This is a genomic window from Rivihabitans pingtungensis, from assembly GCF_003201855.1.
In the GTDB taxonomy this organism is placed as follows: domain Bacteria; phylum Pseudomonadota; class Gammaproteobacteria; order Burkholderiales; family Aquaspirillaceae; genus Rivihabitans; species Rivihabitans pingtungensis.
Genome location: NZ_QJKI01000001.1, coordinates 401,685 through 426,949 on the forward strand (window position 1 = coordinate 401,685; position 25,265 = coordinate 426,949).

The 25,265-nt window shown below is 61.8% G+C and carries 26 protein-coding genes; 7 read left to right on the top strand and 19 right to left on the bottom strand.

What is annotated here, in order from left to right:
• Positions 1 to 14 precede the first annotated feature (14 nt).
• From DFR34_RS01800 to DFR34_RS16710, 8 genes are all read right to left on the bottom strand, one after another.
• Positions 15 to 1,355, bottom strand: coding sequence for an HDOD domain-containing protein (locus tag DFR34_RS01800; RefSeq protein ID WP_110389418.1), 1,341 nt, complete (start codon positions 1,353 to 1,355; stop codon positions 15 to 17).
• A complete protein-coding gene (locus DFR34_RS01805; protein ID WP_110389419.1) occupies positions 1,352 to 2,077 on the bottom strand; it encodes a class I SAM-dependent methyltransferase in 726 nt (241 codons plus the stop codon). Before DFR34_RS01805 ends, DFR34_RS01800 begins: the two co-directional genes overlap by 4 nt.
• Positions 2,074 to 3,039 carry a flagellar motor protein MotB gene (motB, locus tag DFR34_RS01810; protein ID WP_110389420.1) on the bottom strand — a complete coding sequence of 322 codons (966 nt, stop codon included), beginning with the start codon at positions 3,037 to 3,039 and terminating at the stop codon, positions 2,074 to 2,076. Before motB ends, DFR34_RS01805 begins: the two co-directional genes overlap by 4 nt.
• A 25-nt stretch (positions 3,040 to 3,064) precedes the next feature.
• Complete coding sequence (gene motA / locus DFR34_RS01815) at positions 3,065 to 3,931, bottom strand: flagellar motor stator protein MotA (RefSeq protein WP_110389421.1); 867 nt, start codon at positions 3,929 to 3,931, stop codon at positions 3,065 to 3,067.
• Between the two features lie 251 nt (positions 3,932 to 4,182).
• Complete coding sequence (locus DFR34_RS01820; RefSeq protein WP_110389486.1) at positions 4,183 to 5,562, bottom strand: aspartate aminotransferase family protein; 1,380 nt, start codon at positions 5,560 to 5,562, stop codon at positions 4,183 to 4,185.
• An 86-nt stretch (positions 5,563 to 5,648) separates the two neighbouring features.
• A complete protein-coding gene (locus tag DFR34_RS01825; RefSeq protein ID WP_110389422.1) occupies positions 5,649 to 6,983 on the bottom strand; it encodes a glutamine synthetase family protein in 1,335 nt (444 codons plus the stop codon).
• The gene (locus DFR34_RS01830) at positions 6,980 to 7,771 is read right to left on the bottom strand and encodes a gamma-glutamyl-gamma-aminobutyrate hydrolase family protein (protein WP_110389423.1); all 792 of its coding nucleotides are present in this window, start codon (positions 7,769 to 7,771) and stop codon (positions 6,980 to 6,982) included. Before DFR34_RS01830 ends, DFR34_RS01825 begins: the two co-directional genes overlap by 4 nt.
• Positions 7,772 to 7,999: 228 nt before the next feature.
• Positions 8,000 to 8,215 carry a hypothetical protein gene (locus DFR34_RS16710; protein ID WP_146215030.1) on the bottom strand — a complete coding sequence of 72 codons (216 nt, stop codon included), beginning with the start codon at positions 8,213 to 8,215 and terminating at the stop codon, positions 8,000 to 8,002.
• Between the two features lie 17 nt (positions 8,216 to 8,232).
• On the opposite strand from DFR34_RS16710, the gene DFR34_RS01835 reads away from it, so the two are divergent.
• Positions 8,233 to 8,778 carry a cupin domain-containing protein gene (locus DFR34_RS01835; protein ID WP_110389424.1) on the top strand — a complete coding sequence of 182 codons (546 nt, stop codon included), beginning with the start codon at positions 8,233 to 8,235 and terminating at the stop codon, positions 8,776 to 8,778.
• Between the two features lie 207 nt (positions 8,779 to 8,985).
• Here DFR34_RS01835 and DFR34_RS01840 read toward each other — a convergent pair whose 3' ends face one another.
• From DFR34_RS01840 to DFR34_RS01850, 3 genes are read right to left on the bottom strand one after another with little or no spacing between them, the layout of a single operon-like run.
• Positions 8,986 to 9,546 carry a DUF4136 domain-containing protein gene (locus tag DFR34_RS01840; protein WP_110389425.1) on the bottom strand — a complete coding sequence of 187 codons (561 nt, stop codon included), beginning with the start codon at positions 9,544 to 9,546 and terminating at the stop codon, positions 8,986 to 8,988.
• A 35-nt stretch (positions 9,547 to 9,581) separates the two neighbouring features.
• Positions 9,582 to 10,067, bottom strand: coding sequence for a YajQ family cyclic di-GMP-binding protein (locus DFR34_RS01845; RefSeq protein ID WP_110389426.1), 486 nt, complete (start codon positions 10,065 to 10,067; stop codon positions 9,582 to 9,584).
• Between the two features lie 33 nt (positions 10,068 to 10,100).
• Positions 10,101 to 10,304: a DUF2788 domain-containing protein gene (locus tag DFR34_RS01850; protein WP_110389487.1), complete on the bottom strand. Its 204-nt coding sequence runs from the start codon at positions 10,302 to 10,304 to the stop codon at positions 10,101 to 10,103.
• Between the two features lie 324 nt (positions 10,305 to 10,628).
• On the opposite strand from DFR34_RS01850, the gene DFR34_RS01855 reads away from it, so the two are divergent.
• Entirely contained in the window at positions 10,629 to 10,940 is a 312-nt protein-coding gene (locus DFR34_RS01855) for a hypothetical protein (protein WP_110389427.1), read from the top strand.
• Between the two features lie 281 nt (positions 10,941 to 11,221).
• Here the strand turns inward: DFR34_RS01855 and DFR34_RS17300 are convergent, their stop codons facing one another.
• Positions 11,222 to 11,935, bottom strand: coding sequence for a hypothetical protein (locus DFR34_RS17300; RefSeq protein WP_211309255.1), 714 nt, complete (start codon positions 11,933 to 11,935; stop codon positions 11,222 to 11,224).
• 398 nt (positions 11,936 to 12,333) lie between these two features.
• Here DFR34_RS17300 and ccoS point away from each other — a divergent pair, with 398 nt between their 5' ends.
• Together ccoS and DFR34_RS01870 are read left to right on the top strand one after the other, a co-directional pair.
• Positions 12,334 to 12,507: a cbb3-type cytochrome oxidase assembly protein CcoS gene (gene ccoS, locus DFR34_RS01865; protein ID WP_110389488.1), complete on the top strand. Its 174-nt coding sequence runs from the start codon at positions 12,334 to 12,336 to the stop codon at positions 12,505 to 12,507.
• Between the two features lie 39 nt (positions 12,508 to 12,546).
• Positions 12,547 to 13,836: an MFS transporter gene (locus tag DFR34_RS01870; RefSeq protein WP_110389428.1), complete on the top strand. Its 1,290-nt coding sequence runs from the start codon at positions 12,547 to 12,549 to the stop codon at positions 13,834 to 13,836.
• 57 nt (positions 13,837 to 13,893) lie between these two features.
• On the opposite strand, the gene DFR34_RS01875 is transcribed toward DFR34_RS01870, so the two are convergent.
• Entirely contained in the window at positions 13,894 to 14,226 is a 333-nt protein-coding gene (locus DFR34_RS01875; RefSeq protein WP_110389429.1) for a 7(1) septoil knot domain-containing protein, read from the bottom strand.
• 152 nt (positions 14,227 to 14,378) lie between these two features.
• Between DFR34_RS01875 and DFR34_RS01880 the strand changes: the two genes are divergently transcribed.
• Together DFR34_RS01880 and elbB are read left to right on the top strand one after the other, a co-directional pair.
• Positions 14,379 to 14,771, top strand: a complete 393-nt coding sequence (locus DFR34_RS01880; RefSeq protein WP_110389430.1) for a hypothetical protein — start codon at positions 14,379 to 14,381, stop codon at positions 14,769 to 14,771.
• 116 nt (positions 14,772 to 14,887) lie between these two features.
• Positions 14,888 to 15,577, top strand: coding sequence for an isoprenoid biosynthesis glyoxalase ElbB (gene elbB / locus DFR34_RS01885; protein ID WP_110389431.1), 690 nt, complete (start codon positions 14,888 to 14,890; stop codon positions 15,575 to 15,577).
• 95 nt (positions 15,578 to 15,672) lie between these two features.
• On the opposite strand, the gene gltX is transcribed toward elbB, so the two are convergent.
• Together gltX and DFR34_RS01895 are read right to left on the bottom strand one after the other, a co-directional pair.
• Entirely contained in the window at positions 15,673 to 17,058 is a 1,386-nt protein-coding gene (gene gltX / locus DFR34_RS01890; RefSeq protein WP_110389489.1) for a glutamate--tRNA ligase, read from the bottom strand.
• Positions 17,059 to 17,292: 234 nt separating this feature from the next.
• Positions 17,293 to 17,745 carry an NfeD family protein gene (locus DFR34_RS01895; protein ID WP_110389432.1) on the bottom strand — a complete coding sequence of 151 codons (453 nt, stop codon included), beginning with the start codon at positions 17,743 to 17,745 and terminating at the stop codon, positions 17,293 to 17,295.
• Between the two features lie 340 nt (positions 17,746 to 18,085).
• Between DFR34_RS01895 and DFR34_RS01900 the strand changes: the two genes are divergently transcribed.
• Entirely contained in the window at positions 18,086 to 18,619 is a 534-nt protein-coding gene (locus DFR34_RS01900; RefSeq protein WP_110389433.1) for a DUF2059 domain-containing protein, read from the top strand.
• Positions 18,620 to 19,035: 416 nt separating this feature from the next.
• Here DFR34_RS01900 and prpF read toward each other — a convergent pair whose 3' ends face one another.
• The 4 genes from prpF to prpB form a co-directional block, all read right to left on the bottom strand.
• Complete coding sequence (gene prpF, locus DFR34_RS01905; RefSeq protein WP_110389434.1) at positions 19,036 to 20,223, bottom strand: 2-methylaconitate cis-trans isomerase PrpF; 1,188 nt, start codon at positions 20,221 to 20,223, stop codon at positions 19,036 to 19,038.
• A gap of 59 nt (positions 20,224 to 20,282) precedes the next feature.
• On the bottom strand, positions 20,283 to 22,901 hold the full coding sequence (gene acnD / locus DFR34_RS01910; protein ID WP_110389435.1) for a Fe/S-dependent 2-methylisocitrate dehydratase AcnD: 2,619 nt from the start codon (positions 22,899 to 22,901) through the stop codon (positions 20,283 to 20,285).
• A 107-nt stretch (positions 22,902 to 23,008) separates the two neighbouring features.
• Positions 23,009 to 24,157, bottom strand: coding sequence for a bifunctional 2-methylcitrate synthase/citrate synthase (prpC, locus tag DFR34_RS01915; RefSeq protein WP_110389436.1), 1,149 nt, complete (start codon positions 24,155 to 24,157; stop codon positions 23,009 to 23,011).
• A gap of 84 nt (positions 24,158 to 24,241) precedes the next feature.
• The gene (gene prpB, locus DFR34_RS01920; protein ID WP_110389437.1) at positions 24,242 to 25,120 is read right to left on the bottom strand and encodes a methylisocitrate lyase; all 879 of its coding nucleotides are present in this window, start codon (positions 25,118 to 25,120) and stop codon (positions 24,242 to 24,244) included.
• Between the last annotated feature and the right edge of the window lie 145 nt (positions 25,121 to 25,265).

Genomic DNA, 25,265 nt, shown 5'->3' on the forward strand with positions numbered 1-25,265 from the left:
CAAATCAAGCAGGGTCAGGCACACAGCCGCGACACGGCGGCCTTGAATTGCTGATAAACCAGATCGTCCACCGGTTTGCCAGACGAGCAGTTGTCAAAATAAAACACGCCCAGCAAGCGCCCATCGCGCACCACCGACATGGCGGCAAAACCATGGTCGCCAATGCGGGCAAAGAAATCATCGGCAAAGGTGGCGCGCAGCCGGTCCAACTGGCCGGGCTGGCAGCGGAAGGCTTGCGCCTTTTGCCCCAGGCTGGCAAAGAACGGGTGCTGGGCCAGCGGCAGCGGGCGGGCAATCAAGGTGTCGTCGTCGTTCAGGCCAACATACTGGGTGGCAGACAGCTGCCAGTGTGGGCTGTTGTGGCGGAAAAAGATCACCCGCTCTTGCGCCATGTCCTTGGCCAGGAAGCTGACCACCCAGTTCAATGCCTGGTCGAATTCAGCCGGCGGCTCGCTGCTGCTGGCCGGATCCCACTGGATGCTGAGGTTCAGAAAACTCTGGCTGAGCGGCTGTTCCGGCTCAGGCATGGCCGCCAGTTGGCGGGCCAGGAGGCCATAGCCCGGCACATGCGGGTTGCGCGCCACATTGAGCACCAGTTGCAGCATGTCGTGCCAGATGGTTTCAAACGGACGCGCCAGCAGGTGGGCCACGCCGACGATTTTTTCCACCAGCTCAATGCGCCACCAGCCTTGTTCCAGCATATTGGCCACTTCGATGGCGCTTTTCAGCAGCAGGCGGCGGCGGTCAAAACCGGGCGGCGTGGTCAGCAGGTCAAGCAGCAGATCGGACAGACGCTGGCTTTCGATAAAGCGCTCGATCATCTGTTTGTAATCCAGAAAGCCTGCCTGCCGCGCCAGCACATCCAGATCGGCAAAGGATTTGTCCACGCCGGTTTCAGCACGGAAGGCGCATGCCGGCACATTGTGCATCAGTGCGGCCACAAAGCAGTCTTCCACGCGGTGTTCTTCCATCAGCGACAGCCAATCCTTGATCAGCAGCGCCGCCACGCGCGAGCGCGACATCAGGCTGATGATCTGATCCACCCCGGTTTGCGACAGGGAGAACATGGATTCCAGCGCGTCGAATTTGTTGAATTCTTCAAAAAACGCATTGGCGCCCAGAATCATCAGCGCGTGCTCAATATTCAGCGATTCGCTGAAGGTGCGCGTGCGTTCGATGCGCGCGGTGCTGCGCAAGACCTGAAACGCCATCAGCGGGTCGGCCAGCACCACATTGGACAGGTCAGCCAGGTTGAACTGGTCGCTGGGAATGCGGCGAAAAGCATCCACGCGTTTGCAGGTTGCCTCCAGCACCGGCAGACGGTGCTGAGTCAGGGTATCAAGCCAGGTAGTCATGTCGTCAAACGCCAAATGTACAGGGTTGAGGCGGTAGCGTCGTCAATCGCAATCGACTCGTCCGGTTGGACACCGGGCACCGCAAAAGAGTTGCTGACCAGCCAAGCATTGGAGTCAGCCTCTTGTTTCACTTTATGCCAGATTTTGGCCATCGGTTCCGGGGAAAGATAGGTGTAAATCACCCCATAGCCAGCCAGTGAGGCCTGCCAGATGTCACCCAGCGTCACGCTGACATTGGGCCGGCGGGCCAAGCGCAGCCGTGCCCACAGCCAGGGCAGCCAGGCACTTTCCACCCCGTGCAGGATCAGGTCGGGCCGGCGGCGCGACAGGCCTTCCAGCAGGCGGCCGGTACCGCAGCCCAGATCGATCAGTCGGGCAGCGGGGGGCAGGCGGGCGGCCAGGGCATCCAGCGCGGCCTGTGACGTCAGGAACAGCGGCACCCGCTCGGTCAGCGCGTTGCGGCTGATGGCAAACAGCAGCAATGCAGCCAGCAGATACAGCCAAGGAGGCAGATCAGCCTGCATCGCCAAAAAGACAGCGGGCAACAACAGCAGATGCAACAGCCACCACCAGCGTGGTGTGCGCCACAGCATGGCCAGCAGCATCGCCAGCGGCGGCTGCATCCACACCAGCGGCCACGGGGCGCCCAGCAGGCCGGCCACAATGGCCAGCGCCAGCGCCATCAGAAAGATAGCCAGCTGGCGCAGGTGGAGTCGCATCATTGAGCAGGCGAGCCTGGCGGCGGGGTAGCCGCAGTGGCTGCAGTGGCCGGGGCCGGCGGCGTCATCCGGTTGGCCAGGCCCGGCGGGGCGTAGACCGTTTCACCCGGCTCGCTTTCCCGCAGGACAGCCGCTTCGGATTCTTTGTTCAGCACCACGATCGAAATACGGCGGTTAACCGGATTGAGCGGGTTGGCCTTGTCCAGCGGGGTAGCCGAACCCTGGCCGATCACCCGCAACAACTTGTTATCCTGCATGCCGCCACCGACCAGTTCACGACGGGCGGCATTGGCACGTTCGGACGACAGCTCCCAGTTACCCATGCCGCGATCCCCGGCGGCGTACTGCGAGGCATCGGTGTGGCCGGAGATGGTCAGCCGGTTGGGTACTTCGTTCAGTTGCTTGCCCAGTTCATGCAGCAGCTCGCGGGTATGCGGCAGCAATTGCGCGCTACCCGAGTCGAACATCGGCCGGTTTTTTTCGTCCACAATCTGTACGCGCAGGCCTTCCGGCGTCATTTCCAGCAACAGTTGATTCTTGTACTGCTGAAGAATCTTGTTGTTTTCGATGGCCTCTTTGATGCGTTTTTGCAGGTTGGACAGCGCCTGCTTGTCGCGCTCGCGATTTTTTTCTTTCTCGCGGCTCTTTTCATCAAAGATTTCGTGCGATCTGCGCAGCTGGCCGTCCGTGCGAGTGAGATCCTGCCCGCCGCCCTTGATCGGGCTCGAGGTATCTCCCGAGCGGCTGCCACCCATCAGCGCGATTTTCAACGGGGTGCGAAAGTACTCGGCAATGCCGTTGAGCGCGCCCTGCGACACCGAGGACAGCAGCCACAGGAGCAGGAAGAATGCCATCATGGCCGTCACAAAGTCGGCGTAGGCAATCTTCCAGGCGCCGCCATGGTGGTCGCCATGGCCCTTCTTGACGCGCTTGACAATAATGGGGCGTTGAGATTCGTCTGCCATGATTCCTGCCTTGTCTCAACCGCGATCAACGACCGCCGCTGCGAGCTTTCTTGAGATGTTCTTCCAGCTCCAGGAAGCCCGGACGATCTTCGCTGTTGAGCGCCTTGCGGCCGAACTCCACTGCCACCGGCGGGGCGTAGCCGTTCAAGCTGGCCAGCAGGGTCACTTTCACGCATTGCAACACACGGTGCACATCGTTCAGGCGGTGTTCCAGACGGGTGGACAGCGGGCTGACAAAACCATACGAGATCAAGATACCCAGGAAGGTACCCACCAGGGCGGCGGCAATCAACCGGCCGAGCTCGGCCGGCGAGACACCCACCGATTCCATGGTGTGCACCACCCCCATCACCGCCGCCACAATACCGTAGGCGGGCAGCGAGTCGGCCATGCGTGCCAGCGCGTTCACCGGCATGGCGCCTTCGCTATGGTGGGTTTCGATTTCGATGTCCATCAGGTTTTCGATTTCGAACGGATTCAGGTTACCCCCCACCATCAGGCGCAGGTAGTCACACAAGAATTCGATCACCACATGGTCGGCAACCACAATCGGGTACTTGGAAAAAATCGGACTGTTCTGCGGGTCGTCAACATCGGCTTCGATCGACATCAGGCCTTCTTTACGCACCTTGGACAGCAGCTCGTACAGCAGGGCAAACAGCTCCATGTACAGCGCCTTGTTGTAGCGCGAGGCCTTGAACGCACCGGGGACGGCGGCAAAGATGGCCTTCATCGGCGCGCCGCCGTGGGCAGTGATGAAGGCACCCACCGCTGCACCCACGATGATGATGAATTCCGCTGGCTGGATAAGTGCAGCCACGTGACCGCCGGCCAGAAGGAAGCCGCCGATAACGCTGGAAAAAACGATGATGTAGCCGATGATTACAAACATGTACCGAGATCCCTGGGTTTTTGTTATCTATCGTCCGTGCCCGCTCCAGGTTAAGAGCAGCCACGACAAACAGAAAGCGGGTCGATTCTATCAAACCCGCCCGCCGCGCGCGAAAACTTTTATCCTTATTGGATGGCAAGCGCACAAGCCATGCAGACCGGATAAACACCGGCCGGGTCACATGAGTGGCCTGGCACCGGAGAGCATCCTCCCCCGTAGAAGCCCCTGGCCTGCTGCGGGGGAAGCGGTGTTTACACCAGACCCCGGGCGGCAAGAGCATCCATGGTCTGGCCCACACAACGCACAGCCAGTGCAATCATCTCATCAATTTCTGTCCGGGTCATTACCAGCGGCGGCGCGCTGACCATGCTGTCGCCCACGGCGCGCATGATCAGGTTGTTCTTGAAAAAGATGTCGCGGCAGATTGTGCCGATTTCCCCGGGGTTGGCGAACAGCTCGCGCCGTGATTTGTCCTTGACCCAGGTAAACGCTGCTAAAAAGCCCACGCCGCGCACATCGTCCAGATGTGGGTGGTCAGCAAATGCGTCTTGCCATTTTTTTTGCAAATAAGGGCCGGTGTCGTCGCGCACCCGGTCGACAATGCCTTCGTCGCGCAGGATTTTCAGGTTGGCCGCCGCCACTGCTGCTGCCACCGGGTGGCCAGAGTAGGTCATGCCGTGGTTGAAATCGCCCGAATTCATCAACACCTGGGCCACCCGGTCGCCGACCATCACCCCGCCAATCGGCTGATAACCCGACGACAAGCCCTTGGCAATCGGCATCAGATCCGGCGCAAAGCCAAAATACTCGCAGCCAAACCAGCGCCCGGTGCGGCCAAAGCCACAAATCACTTCGTCGCTGATCAGCAAAATATCGTGCTCGCGGCAGATGCGCTGGATTTCTGGCCAATAGGTGGACGGCGGGATAATCACCCCGCCAGCGCCCTGAATCGGCTCGCCAATAAAGGCAGCGACGTTTTCCGCGCCCAGCTCGAGGATTTTGGCTTCCAGCGCGCGGGCGGCTTTCAGGCCGTATTCTTCCGGGCTGAGCTCGCCGCCATTCACATACCAATACGGCTGCTCGATATGCACAATGCCGGGAATCGGCAAATCGCCCTGCGCGTGCATATAGCTCATGCCGCCCAGCGAGGCGCCGCCAATGGTGGAGCCGTGATAGGCGTTGATGCGGCTGATCAGGGTTTTTTTCTGCGGCTGGCCTTGCGCCGCCCAAAAATGCCGCGCCATGCGGATCACGGTGTCGTTGGACTCCGAGCCGGAATTGGTCAAAAACACATGGTTGAACTGCGGCGGGGTCAGCTCGGCCAGCAGGGCGGACAGCTCGATCACCGGCGGGTGAGTGGTCTTGAAAAACGTATTGTAAAACGGCAGCTCCAGCATTTGCTGGTAGGCCGCCTCGGCCAGCTCCTTGCGGCCATAGCCGAGGTTGACGCACCACAGCCCGGCCATGCCGTCGATGATGCATTGGCCTTCCGAATCCCAGATGCGCACGCCTTCGCCGCGCACCACCACCCGGCTGCCCAATTGATTGAGCGAATGGGCGTCAGAGAACGGATGCAGATGATGGGCGGCGTCAAGCGCCTGCCACGCTTGCGTGGTGCGGGGGGTGTTCATGATGCGGCTCCTGGTGGCGTTGGCCATGCGCCCATGGCATGGCCAACGGAATAGTCTGGGAGAGGATGAGATGAATGGCGTGCAGTTTACACATGCAGCAGCAGGAATTTACGTTCCCACGGGCTGATCACGCGGAAATACTCGGAGAATTCTTTTTCTTTCATGGCGATGTACAGCTCGACAAAGCGCGGGCCAAGAATCTCGGCGATTTCCGGGCAGGCCTTGAGTTGCTCCAGGGCATCTTCGGTGCCGCGCGGCAGCTCGTAAGGCAGCGAATAGGCGTTGATCTGCACCGGTTCGGCGCAGTCGATCTGGTTGACCATGCCCAGATAGCCGCAGGCCAGCGAGGCGGCCATGGCGATATAGGGATTGACGTCCACTCCCGGCACGCGGTTTTCCACCCGGCGCGCCGCCGGGCTGGAGTGCGGCACGCGCAGCCCCACCGTGCGGTTGTCAAAGCCCCATTGCACATTGGTCGGCGCCGCGGTGTACGGGGTCAGCCGGCGGTAAGAGTTCACATACGGAGCAAAAAACGGCATGGTTTTCGGCAGATAGCGCTGCAAGCCGCCGATGAAGTGATAAAACGCCGGCGACGGGCTGCCGTCTTCGTTGGAGAACACATTGCGCCCGCTGGCGGTGTCGATCACGCTCTGGTGCATATGCATGGCGCTGCCCGGCTCGCCTTCCATCGGCTTGGCCATGAAAGTCGCGTACATGCCATGGCGGAACGCCGCCTCGCGCACCGTGCGCTTGAACAAAAACACCTGGTCGGCCAGGTCCAGCGGGTTGCCGTGCAAGAAGTTGATTTCCATCTGCGCGGTGCCGATTTCGTGAATCAGCGTGTCCACTTCCAGGTTTTGCGCGTGGCAGTAGTCGTAGATGTCCTCGAACAGCGGGTCAAATTCGTTCACTGCATCAATGGCGTAGGAGCGGCGGCCAAACTCGGCGCGACCGGTGCGCCCCACTGGCGGCGTCACCGGGATGTCCGGGTCCGGGTTGGTGGCAATCAGGTAAAACTCCATTTCCGGGGCAATCACCGGCGACCAGCCGCGCTGGGCGTATAAATCCAGCACCCGGCGCAGCACGGCGCGCGGCGCGGCTTCCGACATTTGTCCATCGGATTTGTAGCAGTCAAAGATGATCTGCGCGGTCGGATCCAGTGCCCAGGGCACAAAGCGGATGGTGTTTTGATCCGGTTGCAGAATCATGTCGGCGTCCACCGGGTCCAGCACGCTGTCGTCCGGGTAATCGCCAGTCACAGTTTGAATCAGCACGGCTTCTGGCAGCCGCATTTCTGGTTCGCTGATGAACTTGTCCTTGGGCACAATCTTGCCGCGCGCCACGCCGGTCATATCGGGGACAATGCATTCCACTTCGGTGATGCGGTGTTCGCGCATCCATTCGATCATATAGCTGCTCATCGGGCTTCTCCTTGCGGGGTGGGCAACGCCGGCTGGCCGGTGCGGGCCTGCCGGTATTGCCGACAGGCTTCGCCAAACGCGGTAAACAGCGCCAGCGAAGCCGGGTTGTGTGCATACTGCCATTCCGGGTGCCATTGCACCGCGTGCAGCCAGCCCGGCGCATCGGGCAGGCTGAAGGCTTCGATCAGCCCATCCGGCGCGTGCGCCTCGGCGCGCAGGCCGGGGGCCAGGGTGGCCACGCCTTGCTGATGCAGTGAGTTCACCTGAATCTCGTCCACGCCCAGCGCCTGGGCCAGCAGGCTGCCGGGGCGCAGCCGCACCGGGTGCGCCAGCCCGTAGCTGACCTCCAGCGGCGCGTCGCCGGATAAATCCCGGTGGTCGGCCAGGCCGGCTTGTTCCTGCACATGCTGATGCAGCGTGCCGCCCAAGGCGACGTTGATCTCTTGAAAACCCCGGCAAATGCCCAGCAAGGGCATGCCGCGCGCGATCACTTCGCCAATCAGCGGCAGCGTGGTGGCGTCGCGCGCCGGGTCGTGCAGCGTGCCGGGGCGGCTGGCTGCGCCAGCGTAGTGCTGCGGCTCGACATTGGACAAGCTGCCGGTCAGCAACACGCCGTCAAACTGATCCAGCGCCGCCGCCAGCGGCAGCTGCCCGCCCAGCGCCGGCAGCAGCAGCGGCAAACAGCGGGCGCCGCCGGCCACGGCGGCGACGTATTTCACGCCAGCCGCATGAAACGGATGCTTGCCTACCGGCTTGATGTCACAGGGAATTCCCACTACGGCGTACATGGCGCGCTCCTTGCACCCATCCGGAAGAAGAACAGCTTACCCAACCCTCCTGGCGTTGTTGCCCGATCTTGCCGTGCTGTCAGCACGGTCTGCGGTCGCGCGCCTGGCCAGGCGCGCTGCGCTGAGTTTTGTGAGCTGTCCGAAATATCTGTCAGGACTGATGCCATCGTTAACAAGTTCTTAAGTTCTGCGGCCATAGCGATTACCATAGGCGGCCGCGCCGCCGGCTCAGGCCATGGGCGTGAGTGAGGCAAATCGCATGGTTTGTTTAAAAAAATCTACAATACCGCCAGATTGTTTGTAAATTCTGGCTGCAAACGGGCTGGCATGCCAAGAAACACCGGTTTTGCCATGCAGCATTCGTGCCATTGTCGTAGCATGAATGGGCAGGTCGTCTAGAATTGTGAACAGTGGTGACCGCAAGCGGCGCAGGCCGTCTTGCATATCAGGAAGGATCAGGCATGGATGTGGGCGCGCGTTTGCGCATGGTGAGGGACAAGTTCGGGCTGTCGCAGCGTGAGCTGGCCAAACGGGCCGGCGTCACCAATGGCACCATTTCCCTGATTGAACAGAACCGGGTCAGCCCGTCGATCAGCTCGCTGAAGAAAGTGCTGGAAGGTCTGCCCATGTCGCTGGCCGACTTCTTCACCTTCGACGCCGAGACGGCCGCACAGCAGGTGTTTTACCGCCATGATGAGCTGCCCGACCTGGGCAATAACGGCATCGAGCTGCGGCTGGTGGGCGTGGGGCACGAGCGGCGCGACATCGCCATCCTGCGCGAGCGCTATGAGATTAACGCCGACACCGGGCCGGACATGCTGCAACACGACGGCCAGGAAGGCGGCGTGGTCATCCGTGGCCATGTAGAGCTCACCGTAGGCACAGAATCACGGGTGCTGGGCCCTGGCGACGCTTACTATTTTGACAGCCAGCAGCCGCACCGCTTTCGCAATGTCGGCGATGAAATTTGCGAAGTGGTCAGCGCCAGCTCGCCGCCCACCTTCTGATGATCCCGTCTGACGGGCTCATTGTCAGCCGCGCCGATTGCGTGGCGTTTGGTGAGCCGCGTAGCAAACAGGGGCCGCCAGGCAGCCACACTTAGAGCGGCTAACAAAACCCTCCTGGCGTTGTTGCCCGACCTTGCCGTACTACCCGTACTGTCTGCGGTCGCGCGCCTAGCCAGGATCGCTTCGCTGAGTTTTGTTTAGCCACACTTAGGGTGCTGGCGGCGGCAGCGCCTTGATCACCTGACGCATGCCATCCAGCATGCCGGCCTCGTCCCACTGACCATTGCTGTTGAGCGTGGCGCGGGTTTCGCCGCGCCACAGCAGTGCACCATCCTTGAGCAGGTCCACCCGCAAGCGGCCTTCCTGATAGTCGCGCTGCATCGGCACTTGCCAGCCCAAACCCCAGCCCGGATAGATGCCCCGGCCAATGCCCACGCTGACGCGCGGGCGTGGGTCGATGATCTGGCTGACTTCGCGCTGTTCGACTTCCACATTCACCTGCACATCGGCCTGACGCGACAAGGGGCTGACACCGCGCTCGGCAAATGCCGTGGCCAGCACACGGCCGATGCGGTCTTTTTGCAAGGTGTTGTCGGCGTCCAGCCGGCCCTGGGCGTCGTAAACGCGCACCTCGCCCAGTTGATAGGTGCGCAGCGGCGGCAGCGGTCGGGCCGGGTTGTAGTCGGTCTGCACCGACAACTGGGCGCAGCCGGCCAGCAGCGTCAGCGCAGCGCTGGCCAGCAAGACATGGCGAATCATCGAGCGCATCGCACCCTCCAGAACCCGGCGGCGCGCCGGGAGAATCAATCGCGGAAGTTATTGTATTGCAGCGGGAAATCCGTGACTTCCTTGCGCACCATGGCGATGCACTCTTGCAGCAGATCGCGCTTGGCGCCGGACACGCGCACGGCGTCGCCCTGGATCGACGCCTGCACCTTCAGCTTGCTGTCCTTGATCAGACGTACCAGCTTCTTGGCCAGTTCGGTGTCCACGCCCACTTTGACGGTGATGGCCTGCTTGACCTTGTTGCCGCTGACTTTTTCGACTTTGGCGTAATCCAGGCAGCGGATGTCCACATTGCGCTTGCTGAGCTTGGTCTTGAGCACGTCAATCACCTGCTCCAGCTTGAAATCATCGTCGGCAAACACGGTCAGCACCTTGTCGCCCTGCTCGACGCGGGCGTCCGAGCCCTTGAAGTCAAAGCGGTTGCTGACTTCTTTGTTGCACTGCTCGACGGCGTTCTTGATTTCGACGACATCGACTTCCGAAACAATATCAAATGATGGCATAACATTTCCTGAGGCGGGTAAACCCGGCTGCGCTTATTTGGCGATGATGTAGCTGACCAGCAGCTCTTTGAACACAAAGCCGGTGACGCCAAAACCCAGCGCCAGAAACAGCACGAACATGCCAAAGCGGCCGGCGTTGGACTTTTTGCCCAGATCCCAGATGATGAAGCCCATGAACAGGATCAGACCGGTAAGCAGCACGGCCATCGAGATATTGGTGAATTGTTCTTCAGACATGCGGTTCTGCTCCAGCATCGGCGCGCGCCGAGGATGAAAAAAGCGATATTGTATAGACAAGGACAGCATGGGGAAACGACACCTGCCACTGACATGGCCTGGTGACGGACGGCCAAGGAACTTTTGCCCGGGCTCAGGGTCCGGGTGAGGTTCGCCAGGTGGCTGCATATGCTGATCTGGCCCCCGGGCGCCGGCCCGGATACGGCGCACAAAGTGCCGGGCAAAGCGGCCGGCATGTCATATAATGGCAACACAAGCTTAATATTGTGCAGTGCAAACCCCCCGTATCATCACGACAGGTTCGACACTCACCAGGAACGTGACATGAATGCAGCAAAAAAAATCCGCAAATTGATCGAATCCGGCGCCGCCGAGGGCGATGTGGCCGTGTTGGTGGATCTGGCGCGCAGCCTGGAAACCGGTGTGCCTTTTCAGTTGTCGCAACTGAACGCGCTGGACATGCGCAATTTCGATCTGGCCATGGAGCTGATTGCCGATTGGCGCTTTGACCATCACATCCCGGCACGGCGCAAACTGACCGATGTCATCATGAATCTGCACGAGGAAAGCGCCGCCGAGTCGGTGGATCTGGCCCCGGTGGCCGAGCGTATTGAGGCCGCCGACAAGGCGGAGTGAGCCACTGCGCGCTTGCATGCACAGCCGCCGGCCTTTGGTCGGCGGCTGTTGTTTTTACAGGCGATTAAGTGCAACACATGGCACTTATTTTTCCATAAAGTGCAATATCATCCATTATATGGCTGTGCGCTTTGGCCGCCTGCACAGACCCGGCTGGCACGCCGTTCATACGTCGCCAAATCACTTTGGCTGCCGGCCTGACGCCTGGCCAATCGGCACAGCTGACCCGTGCCTTTCGCCAGCGCATTATTGGTGCCAGCGCGACGGAATCCGCACAGCGCTCAACGGATATCCCGCGCCTGCCGTGGCGCAAACTGACGTTCCTGCTGGCGTTGGCCAGATTGCCGGGCCAATACCACCACCAGGCACGAAGCCAACAGCGACACCAGCGCATCGGTGATAAAGCTGGCTATGCCGGCGGCGGCCAGCGAAAAAGTCACGATCTGCAAGGCACTGACCGTCAGCAAGGTCAGCGTAGTGAGCAACCAGCCTTGGCGATGTCGGGCCACCCAGGCCAGTGGAAACAGATACAGCGCGTGCAGCCGGATATCGTTGCCACTGTAAAGATCCAGCAAAAAAATAGCGCCAATCGCCAGCATGACAAGTCCCGTCTGCCAGTGCTGCAGATGAGGCGTGCTGGTGGCATGGCTGTGCTGATGGTCAAACCGCCGTTCGGCCTGCCCCAGATGGCTGATCAGCACATGCGAAAGCAGATTCACCCCCAAGCCGGCCAGGGCTGCCGGCAGCACATACAACACCAGGGCCAGCTGATCGGTAAACAACTGCATGCCAGGCAGGTCTGGCGTGCGCCGGGCTTTTTCGGTCAGCGATTGCAGCAGCGCCACGTCCACCCCGGCCAATACCATCAGCAGCATGGCAAAGCCCAGCACGGTCCGTCGCGAAATCGACCAGCGACCATACAGAAAAGCATAAGCCCCGGCGGGCGCCACCAGCGAACACACCACCAGTAGCACCAGCTCCAGTTCCAGCAGCACGCCTGATCTCATGGCCGGATACCCGGATGGGATAGCTGGATGAGGCTGCGGAGGGGCATATCGAGGGTTCCATGGGATTCTGGCGGCAATGTCGCAGCATAGCGCGATGGCGCACCGCCAGCGGTAACAAAGTGCAACAGTGTGTGTCATGCGCAAGCGGGTACTGGATTCGGTCTGCCGGGGTTGCCCCATCACCGTGTTGTTCTGAACAAGAGTAAATATGTTTACCGATGTGGTGTCTGTGTCCTGACGACTGACCTTGCAGGGCATGGCCTCGTTGCTGCGGGATGTGATGACGGCCATAGGGGTCAAGTCGGTGGCGGCAGGCGGAGCGTGAGGCATGGGCGGCAACGGTGTACAATCGCCGCTCACCGCAAACTTGCGCACAAGGTGTGGCCGTGGAAAGTCTGTATTTGCTGATTCCGTTTTCGATTCTGCTCGCCTTTGTGATTGGCGGGCTGTTCTGGTGGGCTACCCGCTCAGGCCAGTTCGACGATCTGGAAGGCCCCGGACATCGCATCCTGATGGACGATGATTCAACCAAACCAGAAAACAAACAGCCGCCGCCCTGAGCACCGTGCTCTGCGGTGCGCCGCGCCAGAGAGTTTTTCATGTCCAGTACATTTGCTTTTTTTGCCAGCCGGCGTTTTCTGCCGCTGTTCTCTACCCAGTTTCTGGGCGCTTTCAATGACAATCTGCTGAAAACCGCATTCCTGGTGTGGGTGAGCTACGCTGGGCTGTCGTTTGCCGGCTTGCCCGCCGAGCAGATTGTCAATCTGGCTTCCGGCTTGTTCATTCTGCCGTTTTTCCTGTTTTCGGCCACCGCTGGCCGGTTGGCGGAAAAAATCGACAAGGCCCGTGTGGCGCGCTGGGTGAAGCTTAGCGAGCTGGCCATCATGTTGCTGGCGGCACTGGGGTTTTACCAGCAACACGCGGGCGTGCTGCTGCTGGCGCTGTTCCTGATGGGCGCCCATTCCACTTTTTTTGGTCCGGTCAAATACGCCATGCTGCCGCAGCATCTGCGCCCGCACGAGCTGATTGGTGGCAATGGCCTGATCGAGATGGGCACTTTTATTGCCATCCTGCTTGGCCAGATGGCCGGTGGCATGCTGGCGCTGCATTCACTGCCACTGACCATCGCGCTGCTGATGCTGGCGGCGGCGCTGGGCTGGGCCAGCAGCCGGACAATTCCACCCGCCCCGCCCAGCGCACCAGACTTGCCGCTACACCTGAATTTATGGCGCGACACCGCAGACCTGCTGTGCCAGGCACGACGCACACCGGCCTTGTGGACCGCCATGCTGGGGATTTCCTGGTTCTGGTTGCTCGGCGCGGTATACCTGACTCAACTGCCCACCTTCACCCGCCTGCATCTGGGTGGCGACCCACAGGTATATACCTTGATTCTGGCGGTGTTTTCGGTGGCAATTGGCCTGGGTTCGATGCTGTGCGCGCGGCTGTCCCATACTCAGCTACGGCTGGGTTGGGTGGGCGTGGGCTTGCTGGGCATGACGGTGGCCGGGCTGGATTTGTATGCCGCCAGTCATGCCCGGCACAGCGGCGAGCTGATGGGGCTGGCGACATATCTGGCGCGCCCGGCGGCTTGGCGACAATTGCTGGATTTTGCCTTGCTGGGCGGTTTTGGCGGCTTGTTCACGGTGCCGCTGTACACCTGGCTGCAAACCGCCAGCCCGGAAGATTTTCGCGCGCAGGCAATTGCAGCCAACAATATCGTCAACGGCCTGTTCATGGTGGCGGCCGCTGCACTCAGCGCCGTGCTGCTGGCCTGGCTGGATAGCATTGCCTTGCTGTTTCTCTGTGTGGCGGTGTGCAATCTGCCGGCCTTGTGGTGGCTGGCGCGGCGCGAGCCGATGCTGTGGCCGTGGCGACGGCAGGGCTAAAAGCGTGTTCAACGCGCCGCTCACAAAACGCAGCGCAAAGACGGCAACAAGCATGTCTCAGCGCGGCTGAGCACCAGGGAAGCTGTCGACAAACTGCACGCGCACATCGGGAAAGCTGTCTACATACTGGATGCGCACATCCGGAAAACTTTCTACCTGCTGCCAGCGCCCGCAGCGATCCGGAAAGCTATTGACCCACTGCACGCGCATATCCGGAAACGATGCCACGACTTGCACGCGCACATCGGGAAAACTGTTCACCACCTGCACCCGGCCGGCCAGGGGCTTGCCATTGAATGTGCAGCGGGCTGCATCCAGACCGCCCCCTTGGGCCAGTGCGCTGGCACTGGCCAGTCCGATGGCCAGTTGGCCAAGACGAAGACATGACATGGTATTTCCTTTCTGAGTGAGTCGGGCAAACCCTCAATATGGCCATACGGATTCGCCTGAGCGCGCTGGCCCAGGTCAACAGCGCGCCCTTGCCGTCGTGGGTTTTGCGCGCTATGGTAAGGTGATTGTCTGCCCCTTATCAGGAGCCTGCCATGCCTGTTACCCCGCTAGACCGCGCCAGCGCCGCCCGTGTGGCGGCGCTGCCTTCACAAGCGGTGTCCAGCCAGCCATTTGCTGAATTGCTACACAGCAAACAAACCCGCATCGGCTTGAACCCGGCCAGCGTACTGGATGCCTTGTCGCCCGCAGCCCGGCGTGCTTTTGATGCCGCCATGCGTGCTACCCCCACACTGGCGGGCCAGGATGTGGGAGCGCAAGCCGTCAGCAGTTCGCCAGCGGTGCTGAATGCCGCACTGGACAGCCTGCTGAATCCAAGCTCGCCGGATTTCACCCCCGAAGCAGTCAAGACCGCCTTGCGCCAATTGCAGGCCAGTCTGGCAGCGGGTAAAGCACCGACTACTCCATCGGCCACGCCGTCTGCATAACTGGCTGCGGAGCCAGACCCGCGCCGGCCATGGCTTCAGGTAGAATGGCGCATTCACTGCGGCCCCGTCCGTGTCTGGGCCGCGCACCGTTGCCACCCTGAATCTGGAGATGCCCAATGAAACCTTCCCTGCCTGTTGCCGTGGTGCTGTCTGGTTGCGGCGTGTATGACGGCACTGAAATCACCGAAGCCGTGGGCCTGCTGATTGCCCTGTCGCAAGCCGGCTTCAGCTACCGCTGTTATGCGCCAGTTCGCGAGCAATATCATGTGGTGGATCACTTCAAGGGCGCACCGGCCGACGGCGCGCGCAATATCCTCACCGAATCGGCGCGTATTGCCCGCGGCGCCATTCAACCGCTGAGCGCCTTCAAGGCTTCTGAGCATTGCGCGCTGGCCTTTCCCGGCGGTTTTGGCGCCGCCAAAAACCTGACCACCTTTATCGACCAGGGCGACAAGGCGCAGCTGTACGCCGATGTCAACTCGGCAGTGACTGACGCCATGGCGCGCAAGCTGCCGCTGCTGGCGCTGTGCGCTGCGCCGCTGGTGCTGGGCATTGCCGCCCGTGACGCCGGCTTGAGCGGCGTGCGGCTGACTTTTGGCGATTGCGAAGGCCCGGCCATGAACGCCGCGCTGGCCACCTGGGGCCAGACCCATGTGGTCACTCCACTTGAACAGGCCTGCGTGGACAGCAAGCACCGCATGATCAGTGCACCGGCCTATATGTACGGCGACGCCAAGCCGGCCGAGGTATTTGCCAGCATTCAGGCAGCGGTGAAGGCGCTGGACGAGATGCTGGCGGCTGCTTGAGCGAGATCGCGCCATCGCCATGACAAAGCGGCGGACAGAGTGAACACTGTCCGCCGCTTTGTCACATCGTCACTGGCCTGACGGCCCAGTTAGCATCAGCCAGCCAGGCGCGCCAGCACCTGTTCGCGACCAATCAAGGCCAGCACGGCGTCCACCGATGGCGTTTGCGTGGTGCCGCACACCAGTACGCGCAGCGGCATGCCCAATTGGCCCATCTTGATGCCTTCTTCGGCGCAGAACGGCTTGAACAGCCCATGGATGGCTTCGGTGTTCCATTCCGGCAGCGCGGCCAGCTGGGCGGCAAAGCGCGCCATGCGCTCGCGGGTGTCCGGCAGGATGTGCTTGTCCAGTTCGGCTTGCTGCGGCTGGCGCGGCTGATAGAAATAATCGCACTCGCGCGCCAGCGCGTTCAGCTCCTGCACGCGCTCCTTGACCAGCGCCACCACCTCGGCCAGCGCCGGGCCTTGCGCGGTGGAGATGCCCGCCGCAGTCAGCCGTGGGGTGATCAGCTCGGCCAGACGGGCGTTGTCAGCGGCCTTGATATGCTGGGCGTTCAGCCAGAGGAATTTTTCCTGATTGAAGCGGCTGGCCGACGGGCTGACCGCTTCCAGGCTGAACCATTCGACAAACTGGTCCATATTGAAAAACTCTTCGTCGCCATGCCCCCAGCCCAGCCGCGCCAGGTAGTTGAGCAGCGCCTCGGGCAGAATGCCCTTGCCTTCGTAGTCCACCACGCTGACCGCGTCGCGGCGCTTGGACATCTTGTGGCCGTCTTCGTTAAGAATCATCGGCAGATGGCCATACACTGGCAGCGGCGCGCCCAGCGCTTTCAGGATGTTGATCTGGCGCGGGGTGTTGTTGACGTGGTCATCGCCACGGATGACGTGGGTGATGTTCATGTCCCAGTCGTCCACCACCACGCAGAAGTTATAGGTGGGGCTGCCGTCCGGGCGGGCGATGATCAGGTCGTCGAGTTCTTCGTTCTGGAATTCAATCCGGCCTTTGACCGCATCGTCCCAGGCCACGCTGCCGGACAGCGGGGTTTTGAAGCGCACCACCGGCGGCACGTCAGCCGGCGGAGTGGGCAGGGTTTTGCCGTCTTCTGGGCGCCAGCGGCGGTCGTAGCGCGGTTTTTCGCCACGGGCTTCCTGCTCGGCGCGCATGGCGTCGAGTTCTTCCTTGCTGCAATAGCACAGATAGGCGTGGCCGCTGGCCAGCAGTTGCTGAATCACCTCTTTGTAGCGGTCAAAGCGCTGGGTTTGGTAAAACGGGCCTTCGTCGTAGTCCAGGCCCACCCAGTGCATGCCGTCCAGAATCGCCTGCACCGATTCGGGAGTGGAGCGCTCCAGGTCGGTATCTTCGATGCGCAGCACAAAAGTGCCACCGTGCTTGCGGGCGTAGGCCCAGGAGAACAGCGCGGTACGAACACCGCCAATATGCAGAAAACCGGTGGGACTGGGAGCAAAACGGGTGCGGATCATGGAAGGCTCGGCCGAAGATAGCGGAAAAATCGGCATTCTACTCTTGCACTGCCAAGGGGAAAACCGCTGCACGCGGTCAAAGCCTACGCTGTTGGCCTTGACCGGCAGCAGGAGCAAGATGTGGCGCTGCTCACAAAACACAGCGAAGCGGCCCTGGCCAAGCGTATCACTGCAGACAGTACAGCGAACACGACAAGATCACACCACAACGCCAGGGGATTTTGTTCGCCGCACTCAGTGCAGCTTGACAGGGGGGCTACCAATGTCAGTGAACGGCTCTATCCACAGCAGATTGCCTTCCTGCGCACTGATGATATAAGTCGCCTCGCCAAACAGGCTGGCATGCCCTTTGGCCAGCCGGGCATCCCAGTGTGCGCCACGCCACTGCACGCGCGCCTGCTGCGGGCTGAGCCATTGCTCCACCACCACGGGCTGGCCGATGACTTCCAGCGCCTCCAGCGGCCGCTGCCGTTGTATCTGCTGATAGCGCCACAGCCGCCAACAGCCCAGCCCGGACAGCGCCACCACCAGCACGCCTTGCATATTGGCATCCAGATAGCCCCACACTCCGCCCAGCCCAACTAGCATCATGCTGACGCCGATGACCAGAAAGTAAAACGTGCCCAAAATCAGTTCTGCCACCAGGGTCAGCGCGGCCAGAACAAACCACATATAAGGATGGTGCATGACATGGCTCCGTGGATAGATAGGCAAAAACGATTTATGGCCAGCGCTGCATTAGGGCCGATAAGGCTGGCCACACGGCAATTTACGCCAAAAGAATAACATGGGCGCAGTATAGGTAGTGGGGATGGCTATGACAATTCGTAGGATTACCTGCCCGGCTTGCCGAATGCAGCAGCGAATGGCACCTGCCATCCAGCCTGCAGGCCGGCGTAAGCAGTTTCAAGCATTGAATCGGCCTGGTGCAGGCCTGTAACATGCTGTTGGCACGCTGTCAGTGCTTGTTCTGGCCTGACGGACATGTTCAAAACCCCGGCCGAATCTGTGGCCAGAAAGCCCTACCATGAAAACCTCCCTGCTTGCCATCAGCCTGTTGCTGGTCAGCCACACTTTGCCCGTCTGGGCCAACGAGGCGCCAGCCAGCGAGCCATCCGTGCGCGAGATGCTGCACATCACCCAGACCGAACAAAACTACCGCGATACCATGGTGCAGGCACAAGCCCAGGTTTTGCGTCTACTGGAACAACAAATGGCATCGATGTCCGTAGCCGTCAACAGTGAGCGCATGCGTGCCTTTCAGGCCAAACTGGTGACTGTCATGATGGACGAGTCCGGATGGAGCAAGATGGAACCAGAATACGTCCGTTTGTATCAGGACACATTCAACCAAACGGAAATCGACGGCATGCTGGCGTTTTATCGCTCTGAGGCCGGACAGGCCGTGGTGGCCAAGACACCGATCCTGACGCGCAAGAGCATGGAATTGGTCATGGCTGAGCAAATGCGCCTGCTGCCACGGGTAGAAGCGTTGATCACAGCATTTCTCAAGGAAGCGCGTGCAGCTGCCTCGCCAAAATCTGGCAAGGCGCATCATTGAGATGTCTGATTGGTTAAGCGCTGATCGCAAAACCCCGCACAGCGCTCCTGGATGTGCGATTTGTTGGCCAGCATGGTGGTGGTATTGCGTCGAGGGGGGGCCGGCGGCGACTTCAGGCTGAACGATTAAAAAAAAGCCCGGCGCAAGGCCGGGCTCAATCACCTGGGTTTTACAACAGACACGAAGAAACCCTGTTTGGGCGGAGCTGACGACCTGCGGTCAGCCCCGCGCAGTGCGTAAAATCTTGAGCTGCTCTCCACACTCAGCGCCACAACGCCAAGAGGGCATTAGTAAGCGGCGCTTAGAGTGGCTCACAAAACCCAGCGCAGCGGTCCTGGCTAGGCGCACGACCGCAGACAGTACAGGTAGTACGGCAAGGTCGTGCAACAACGCCAGGAGGGTTTTGTGAGCCGCTCTCAGAACGTGCCGCCGGGCACGCGCACCCAACCTTCCATAATGATGCGGGCGCTGCGGCTCATGATCGCCTTGGTCACCGTCCACTGGCCGTCCACCTGCTTGGCCTGGGCGCCCACGCGCAAGGTGCCGGACGGGTGGCCAAAGCGCACGGCTTCGCGCTCGCCGCCGCCAGCAGCCAGGTTGACCAGGGTGCCGGGGATGGCGGCCGCCGTGCCGATGGCCACCGCAGCGGTGCCCATCATGGCGTGGTGCAGCTTGCCCATCGACAGCGCGCGCACCAGCAAATCGACATCACCTGCGTCGATGGTCTTGCCGCTGGACGCCGTGTAAGTGGTCGGCGGGGCAACAAAAGCAATCTTCGGCGTGTGCTGGCGGGTGGCGGCTTCTTCCGGGGTTTTGATCAGCCCCATGCGCAGCGCGCCGGCCACGCGAATCGCCTCAAAGCGCTTGAGCGCTTCCGGGTCGCTGTTGATCTGCTCGCGCAGTTCAGTGCCGGTGTAGCCGATGTCGGCGGCGTTGACGAACACCGTCGGGATGCCGGCGGTGATCATGGTGGCCTTGAAGGTGCCCACGCCGGGGACTTCCAGATCGTCCACCAGATTGCCGGTGGGGAACATCGAACCGCCGTCTTCGCCGTCGTCGGACGGGTCCATGAACTCCAGCACGATTTCCGCCGCCGGGAAGGTCACCCCGTCCAGCTCGAAATCGCCGGTTTCCTGCACCTGGCCGTTGCTCACCGGCACGTGGGCGATGATGGTTTTCTGGATATTGGCTTGCCAGATGCGCACCACGGCCACGCCGTTGTCGGGGATGCGCGCCGGGTCCACCAGGCCGGCATGAATGGCAAACGCGCCAGCGGCGGTGGACAAATTGCCGCAGTTGCCCGACCAGTCAACAAAGGGCTTGTCGATCGACACCTGGCCATACAGATAATCCACATCGTGCTCGGGCACGCTGGACTTGGACAAAATCACGCACTTGCTGGTGCTGGAAGTGGCGCCGCCCATGCCGTCGATGTGCGCGGCATAAGGGTCGGGGCTGCCAATCACGCGCATGAACAGCTGGTCGCGCGCCGCGCCCGGAACCTGGCAGGCTTCGGGCAGATCCTGCAAGCGGAAAAACACGCCCTTGCTGGTGCCGCCACGGATATAGGTGGCGGGGATTTTGACTTGGGGGAGATGGGCCATCAAATCAGTTCCTTGCGTCGGGCCGCGCCCGCCAGTCCCCCGGCGGGCGCGGCGTCAGATCAGGCGTTGGATTCCAGGAAGTCCTGGGCAAAGCGTTGCAGCACGCCGCCGGCCTGGTACACGCGCACTTCGGCGGCGGTGTCCAGACGGCAGGTGACCTGGGCTTCGGTGGTTTCGCCATTCTTGCGATGGATCACCAGCGTCAGGTCGCAGCGCGGCGACAGCTCGCCCTGGATGTCGTAGGTTTCCGTGCCGTCCAGGCCCAGGGTCAGGCGGGTGACGCCCGGCTTGAACTCCACCGGCAGCACGCCCATGCCGATCAGGTTGGTGCGGTGAATGCGCTCGAAGCCTTCGGCGACAATCACTTCCACCCCTGCCAGACGCACGCCCTTGGCTGCCCAGTCGCGGCTGGAGCCTTGGCCGTAGTCAGCGCCGGCAACGATGATCAGCGGCTGCTTGCGGTTCATATAGGTTTCGATGGCTTCCCACATGCGCAGCACCTTGCCGTCCGGCTCGACGCGGGCCAGCGAACCCTTTTTCACCTGGCCATCGACCACGGCCATTTCGTTCACCAGCTGCGGGTTGGCGAAGGTGGCGCGCATGGCGGTCAGGTGGTCGCCACGGTGGGTGGCGTAAGAGTTGAAGTCTTCTTCCGGCAAGCCCATCTTGGCCAAGTATTCACCCGCGGCCGAGCTGGCCAGAATGGCGTTGGACGGCGACAGGTGGTCGGTGGTGATGTTGTCCGGCAGCACGGCCAGCGGGCGCATGCCCTTGAGCGTGCGCGGATTGGCGGCCAGCGCGCCCACGCCTTCGGTGTCCCAGTACGGCGGGCGGCGGATGTAGGTGGACATCGGACGCCAGTTGTACAGCGGGCTTTCGGCTTGCTCGGCTTCGCCCAGATCGAACATCGGGATGTAGATCTGCTTGAACTGCTCGGGCTTGACGGCGGCGGCGACGATGGCGTCGATTTCTTCATCCGACGGCCACAGGTCTTTCAGGCGGATTTCCTTGCCATCCACCACGGCCAACACGTCTTGCTCGATGTCAAAGCGCACGGTGCCGGCGATGGCGTAGGCGACCACCAGCGGCGGCGAGGCCAGGAAGGCCTGCTTGGCGTAGGGGTGGATGCGGCCGTCAAAGTTGCGGTTGCCCGACAGCACGGCGGTGGCGTACAGGTCGCGGTCGATGATTTCCTGCTGGATTTTCGGGTCCAGCGCGCCGGACATGCCGTTACAGGTGGTGCAGGCGTAGGCGACGATGCCAAAGCCGAGTTTTTCCAGCTCGGGCAGCAGGCCGGCTTCTTCCAGATACAGCTTGGCCACCTTGGAGCCCGGCGCAAACGAGGTCTTCACCCACGGCTTGCGCACCAGGCCCAGCGCGTTGGCTTTTTTGGCCAGCAGCGCGGCGGCCACCACATTGCGCGGGTTGGAGGTGTTGGTGCAGCTGGTGATGGCGGCAATCACCACCGCGCCATCCGGCAGCAGGCCCTGGGCTTCTTCGGCGCGGGCGGCGGCCAGCTTGGCCTCGTCGGCAATGCCGCGCTCTTGCAGGGCGGAAGTCGGCAGGCGCTTGTGCGGATTGGACGGGCCAGCCATATTGCGCACCACGCTGGACAGATCAAACTCCAGCACGCGCTCGTATTGCGCGGTTTTCAGCGACTCAGCCCACAGGCCGGTCAGCTTGGCGTAGTTTTCCACCAGCGCCACTTGCTCCGGCTCGCGGCCGGTGAGCTTCAGGTAGTCGATGGTTTGCTGGTCGATGTAGAACATCGCCGCCGTGGCGCCATATTCCGGGCACATGTTGGAGATGGTGGCGCGGTCGCCAATCGACAGGCTGTCGGCGCCTTCGCCAAAGAATTCCACATAGGCGCCGACCACGCGCTCTTTGCGCAGAAACTCGGTCAGCGCCAGCACGATGTCGGTGGCGGTGATACCGGGCTTGCGCTGGCCGGTGAGCTTGACGCCCACGATATCCGGCAGGCGCATCATCGACGGATGGCCCAGCATCACGGTTTCGGCTTCCAGGCCGCCCACGCCGATGGCGATGACGCCCAGCGCGTCCACGTGCGGGGTGTGGCTGTCAGTGCCCACGCAGGTGTCCGGGAAGGCCACGCCGTCGCGCGCCTGAATCACCGGGGACATTTTTTCCAGATTGATCTGGTGCATGATGCCGTTGCCGGCCGGGATCACGTCCACATTCTTGAACGCGGTGCGCGTCCAGTTGATGAAGTGGAAGCGGTCTTCGTTGCGGCGGTCTTCAATGGCGCGGTTTTTCTCGAAGGCTTCCGGGTCGAAGCCGCCGCATTCCACGGCCAGCGAGTGGTCGACGATCAGCTGGGTGGGCACCACCGGGTTGACCAGCGACGGGTCGCCGCCTTGGTCGGCGATGGCGTCGCGCAGGCCGGCCAGGTCCACCAGCGCGGTTTGGCCCAGGATGTCATGGCACACCACACGGGCCGGATACCACGGGAAATCCAGATCGCGCTTGCGCTCGATCAGTTGCTTGAGCGAATCGGTCAGCGCGGCCGGGTCGCAGCGGCGCACCAGCTGTTCGGCCAGCACGCGCGAGGTGTAGGGCAGGGTGTCGTAAGCGCCGGGGGCGATGGCGTCCACCGCGGCGCGGGTGTCGTAGTAGTCCAGCGCGGCGCCGGGCAGGGGCTTGCGGAATGCAGTGTTCATGACGTGACAAAATCCAGGTGAAGACGGTTGGCACGGGCCTGTGAGCAGGCTCTGTGGCGCAAAAGGGGAGCCGCCGCCAGGCGGCCCGCTCCCCTTGGGTCAGTCGATCAACGCTCGCTGATCGGCGCGAACTTCAGATCGTCCGGGCCAATGTAGTTGGCGCTCGGGCGGATGATCTTGCCGTCTTCGCGCTGCTCGATCACGTGCGCGGCCCAGCCAGTGGTGCGGGCAATCACGAACAGCGGGGTGAACATGGCGGTCGGCACGCCCATCATGTGGTAGGACACGGCGCTGAACCAGTCCAGGTTCGGGAACATCTTTTTGATGTCCCACATCACGCTTTCCAGACGCTCGGCGATGTCGAACATCTTCATGTCGCCAGCGGCGGAAGACAGCTCACGAGCCACTTCCTTGATCACCTTGTTGCGCGGGTCGCTGATGGTGTACACCGGGTGGCCAAAGCCAATCACCACTTCTTTTTTCTCGACGCGGGCCTTGATGTCGGCTTCGGCTGCATCCGGCGAGTCGTAGCGCTTTTGCACTTCAAACGCCACTTCGTTGGCGCCGCCGTGCTTGGGGCCGCGCAGCGCGCCGATGGCGCCGGTGATGGCCGAGTACATGTCCGAGCCCGTGCCGGCGATGACGCGGCCGGTAAAGGTGGAGGCGTTGAACTCGTGTTCTGCGTACAGGATCAGCGAGGTGTGCATGGCCTTCACCCACAGCTCGGACGGCTTTTCACCGTGCAGCAGGTGCAGGAAGTGGCCGCCCACGGAGTCGTCATCGGTTTCCACGTCGATGCGCTTGCCATTGGTGCTGAAGTGATACCAGTACAGCAGGGCCGAACCCAGCGAGGCAATCAGGCGATCGGCGATGTCGCGCGCGCCCGGTGCGTTGTGGTCGTCTTTTTCCGGCAGGGCGCAACCCAGCACCGACACGGCGGTGCGCATCACGTCCATCGGGTGGCTGGCGGCCGGCAGGGCTTCCAGCGCAGTTTTCACCGCCGCCGGCAGGCCGCGCAGGGCCTTGAGCTTTTTCTTGTAGCCAGTCAGTTCGGCCTGGTTCGGCAGCTTGCCGTGCACCAGCAGGTAGGCGATTTCTTCAAACTCGCAGGTGGTGGCGACATCGAGAATGTCGTAGCCGCGATAGTGCAGGTCGTTGCCCGAACGGCCAACGGTGCACAGCGCGGTATTGCCGGCGGCCACGCCGGACAGGGCCACGGATTTCTTCGGCTTGCCAACAACAGGTGCTTCAGACATGGACAACTCCTCTATTTCGATGTGGGGGCGGCGCGGTCAGTCGGGGGAACGATCCGCCGCGCCTGTTATGACCGGCAATAAAACTTACTTGGCTTCTTTGGCGAACAGCGCGTCCAGCTTCTGTTCGTACTCGTGGTAGCCAAGGTGATCGTACAGATCCATGCGGGTTTGCATGGTCGGCACCACATTCTTTTGCGTGCCTTCCTGGCGCAGGGTCTGGTAGACATTCAGCGCGGCCAGGTTCATGGCGCGGAAAGCCGACAGCGGATACAGCGCCAGCGACACGCCCACCGAGGCCAGCTCTTCGGTAGTGAACAGCGGGGTGGAGCCAAATTCGGTGATGTTGGCCAGCACCGGCACCTTCACCGCCTCAACAAACTGCTTGTACATGGCCAGTTCGGTCATGGCTTCCGGGAAGATCATGTCGGCGCCGGCTTCCACGCAGGCGCAGGCACGGTCGATGGCGGCTTGCAGGCCGTCCACCGCCAGCGCGTCGGTGCGCGCCATGATGACAAAGTCGTTGTCGCGGCGGGCGTCCACGGCGGCCTTCACGCGGTCCACCATTTCATCCAGCGGCACAATGGCCTTGTTCGGGCGGTGACCACAGCGCTTTTGCTGCACCTGGTCTTCGATGTGCACGGCGGCGGCGCCGGCTTTTTCCAGATGGCGAATGGCGCGGGCGATATTGAAAGCGCCGCCCCAGCCGGTGTCGATGTCCACCAGCAGCGGCAGTTCGGTCACGTCGGTGATGCGGCGCACGTCGATCAGCACGTCTTCCAGGGTGGTGATGCCCAGGTCAGGAATGCCGCAGGAGCCGGCCGCCACGCCGCCGCCGGACAGGTACAGCGCCTTGTAGCCGCTATGGTCGGCCAGACGCGCGGCGTAGGCATTGATTGCGCCCACCACCTGCAAGGGTTTTTCCGCGGCCACAGCGGCCTTGAAACGTTGTCCGGGGGTCATCATGTGCCGTTTCTCCTCTAGGTGTTCTGGGCTTGATGAACGGCATTCTAGCAAGTGCTTGGTTGAGGCGCAAATACTAAAATGCACCAAGCGAGGCAAATCCAGTTGAATCCAACAATGGGACTGGTTAACCATTTAATCTTGAATG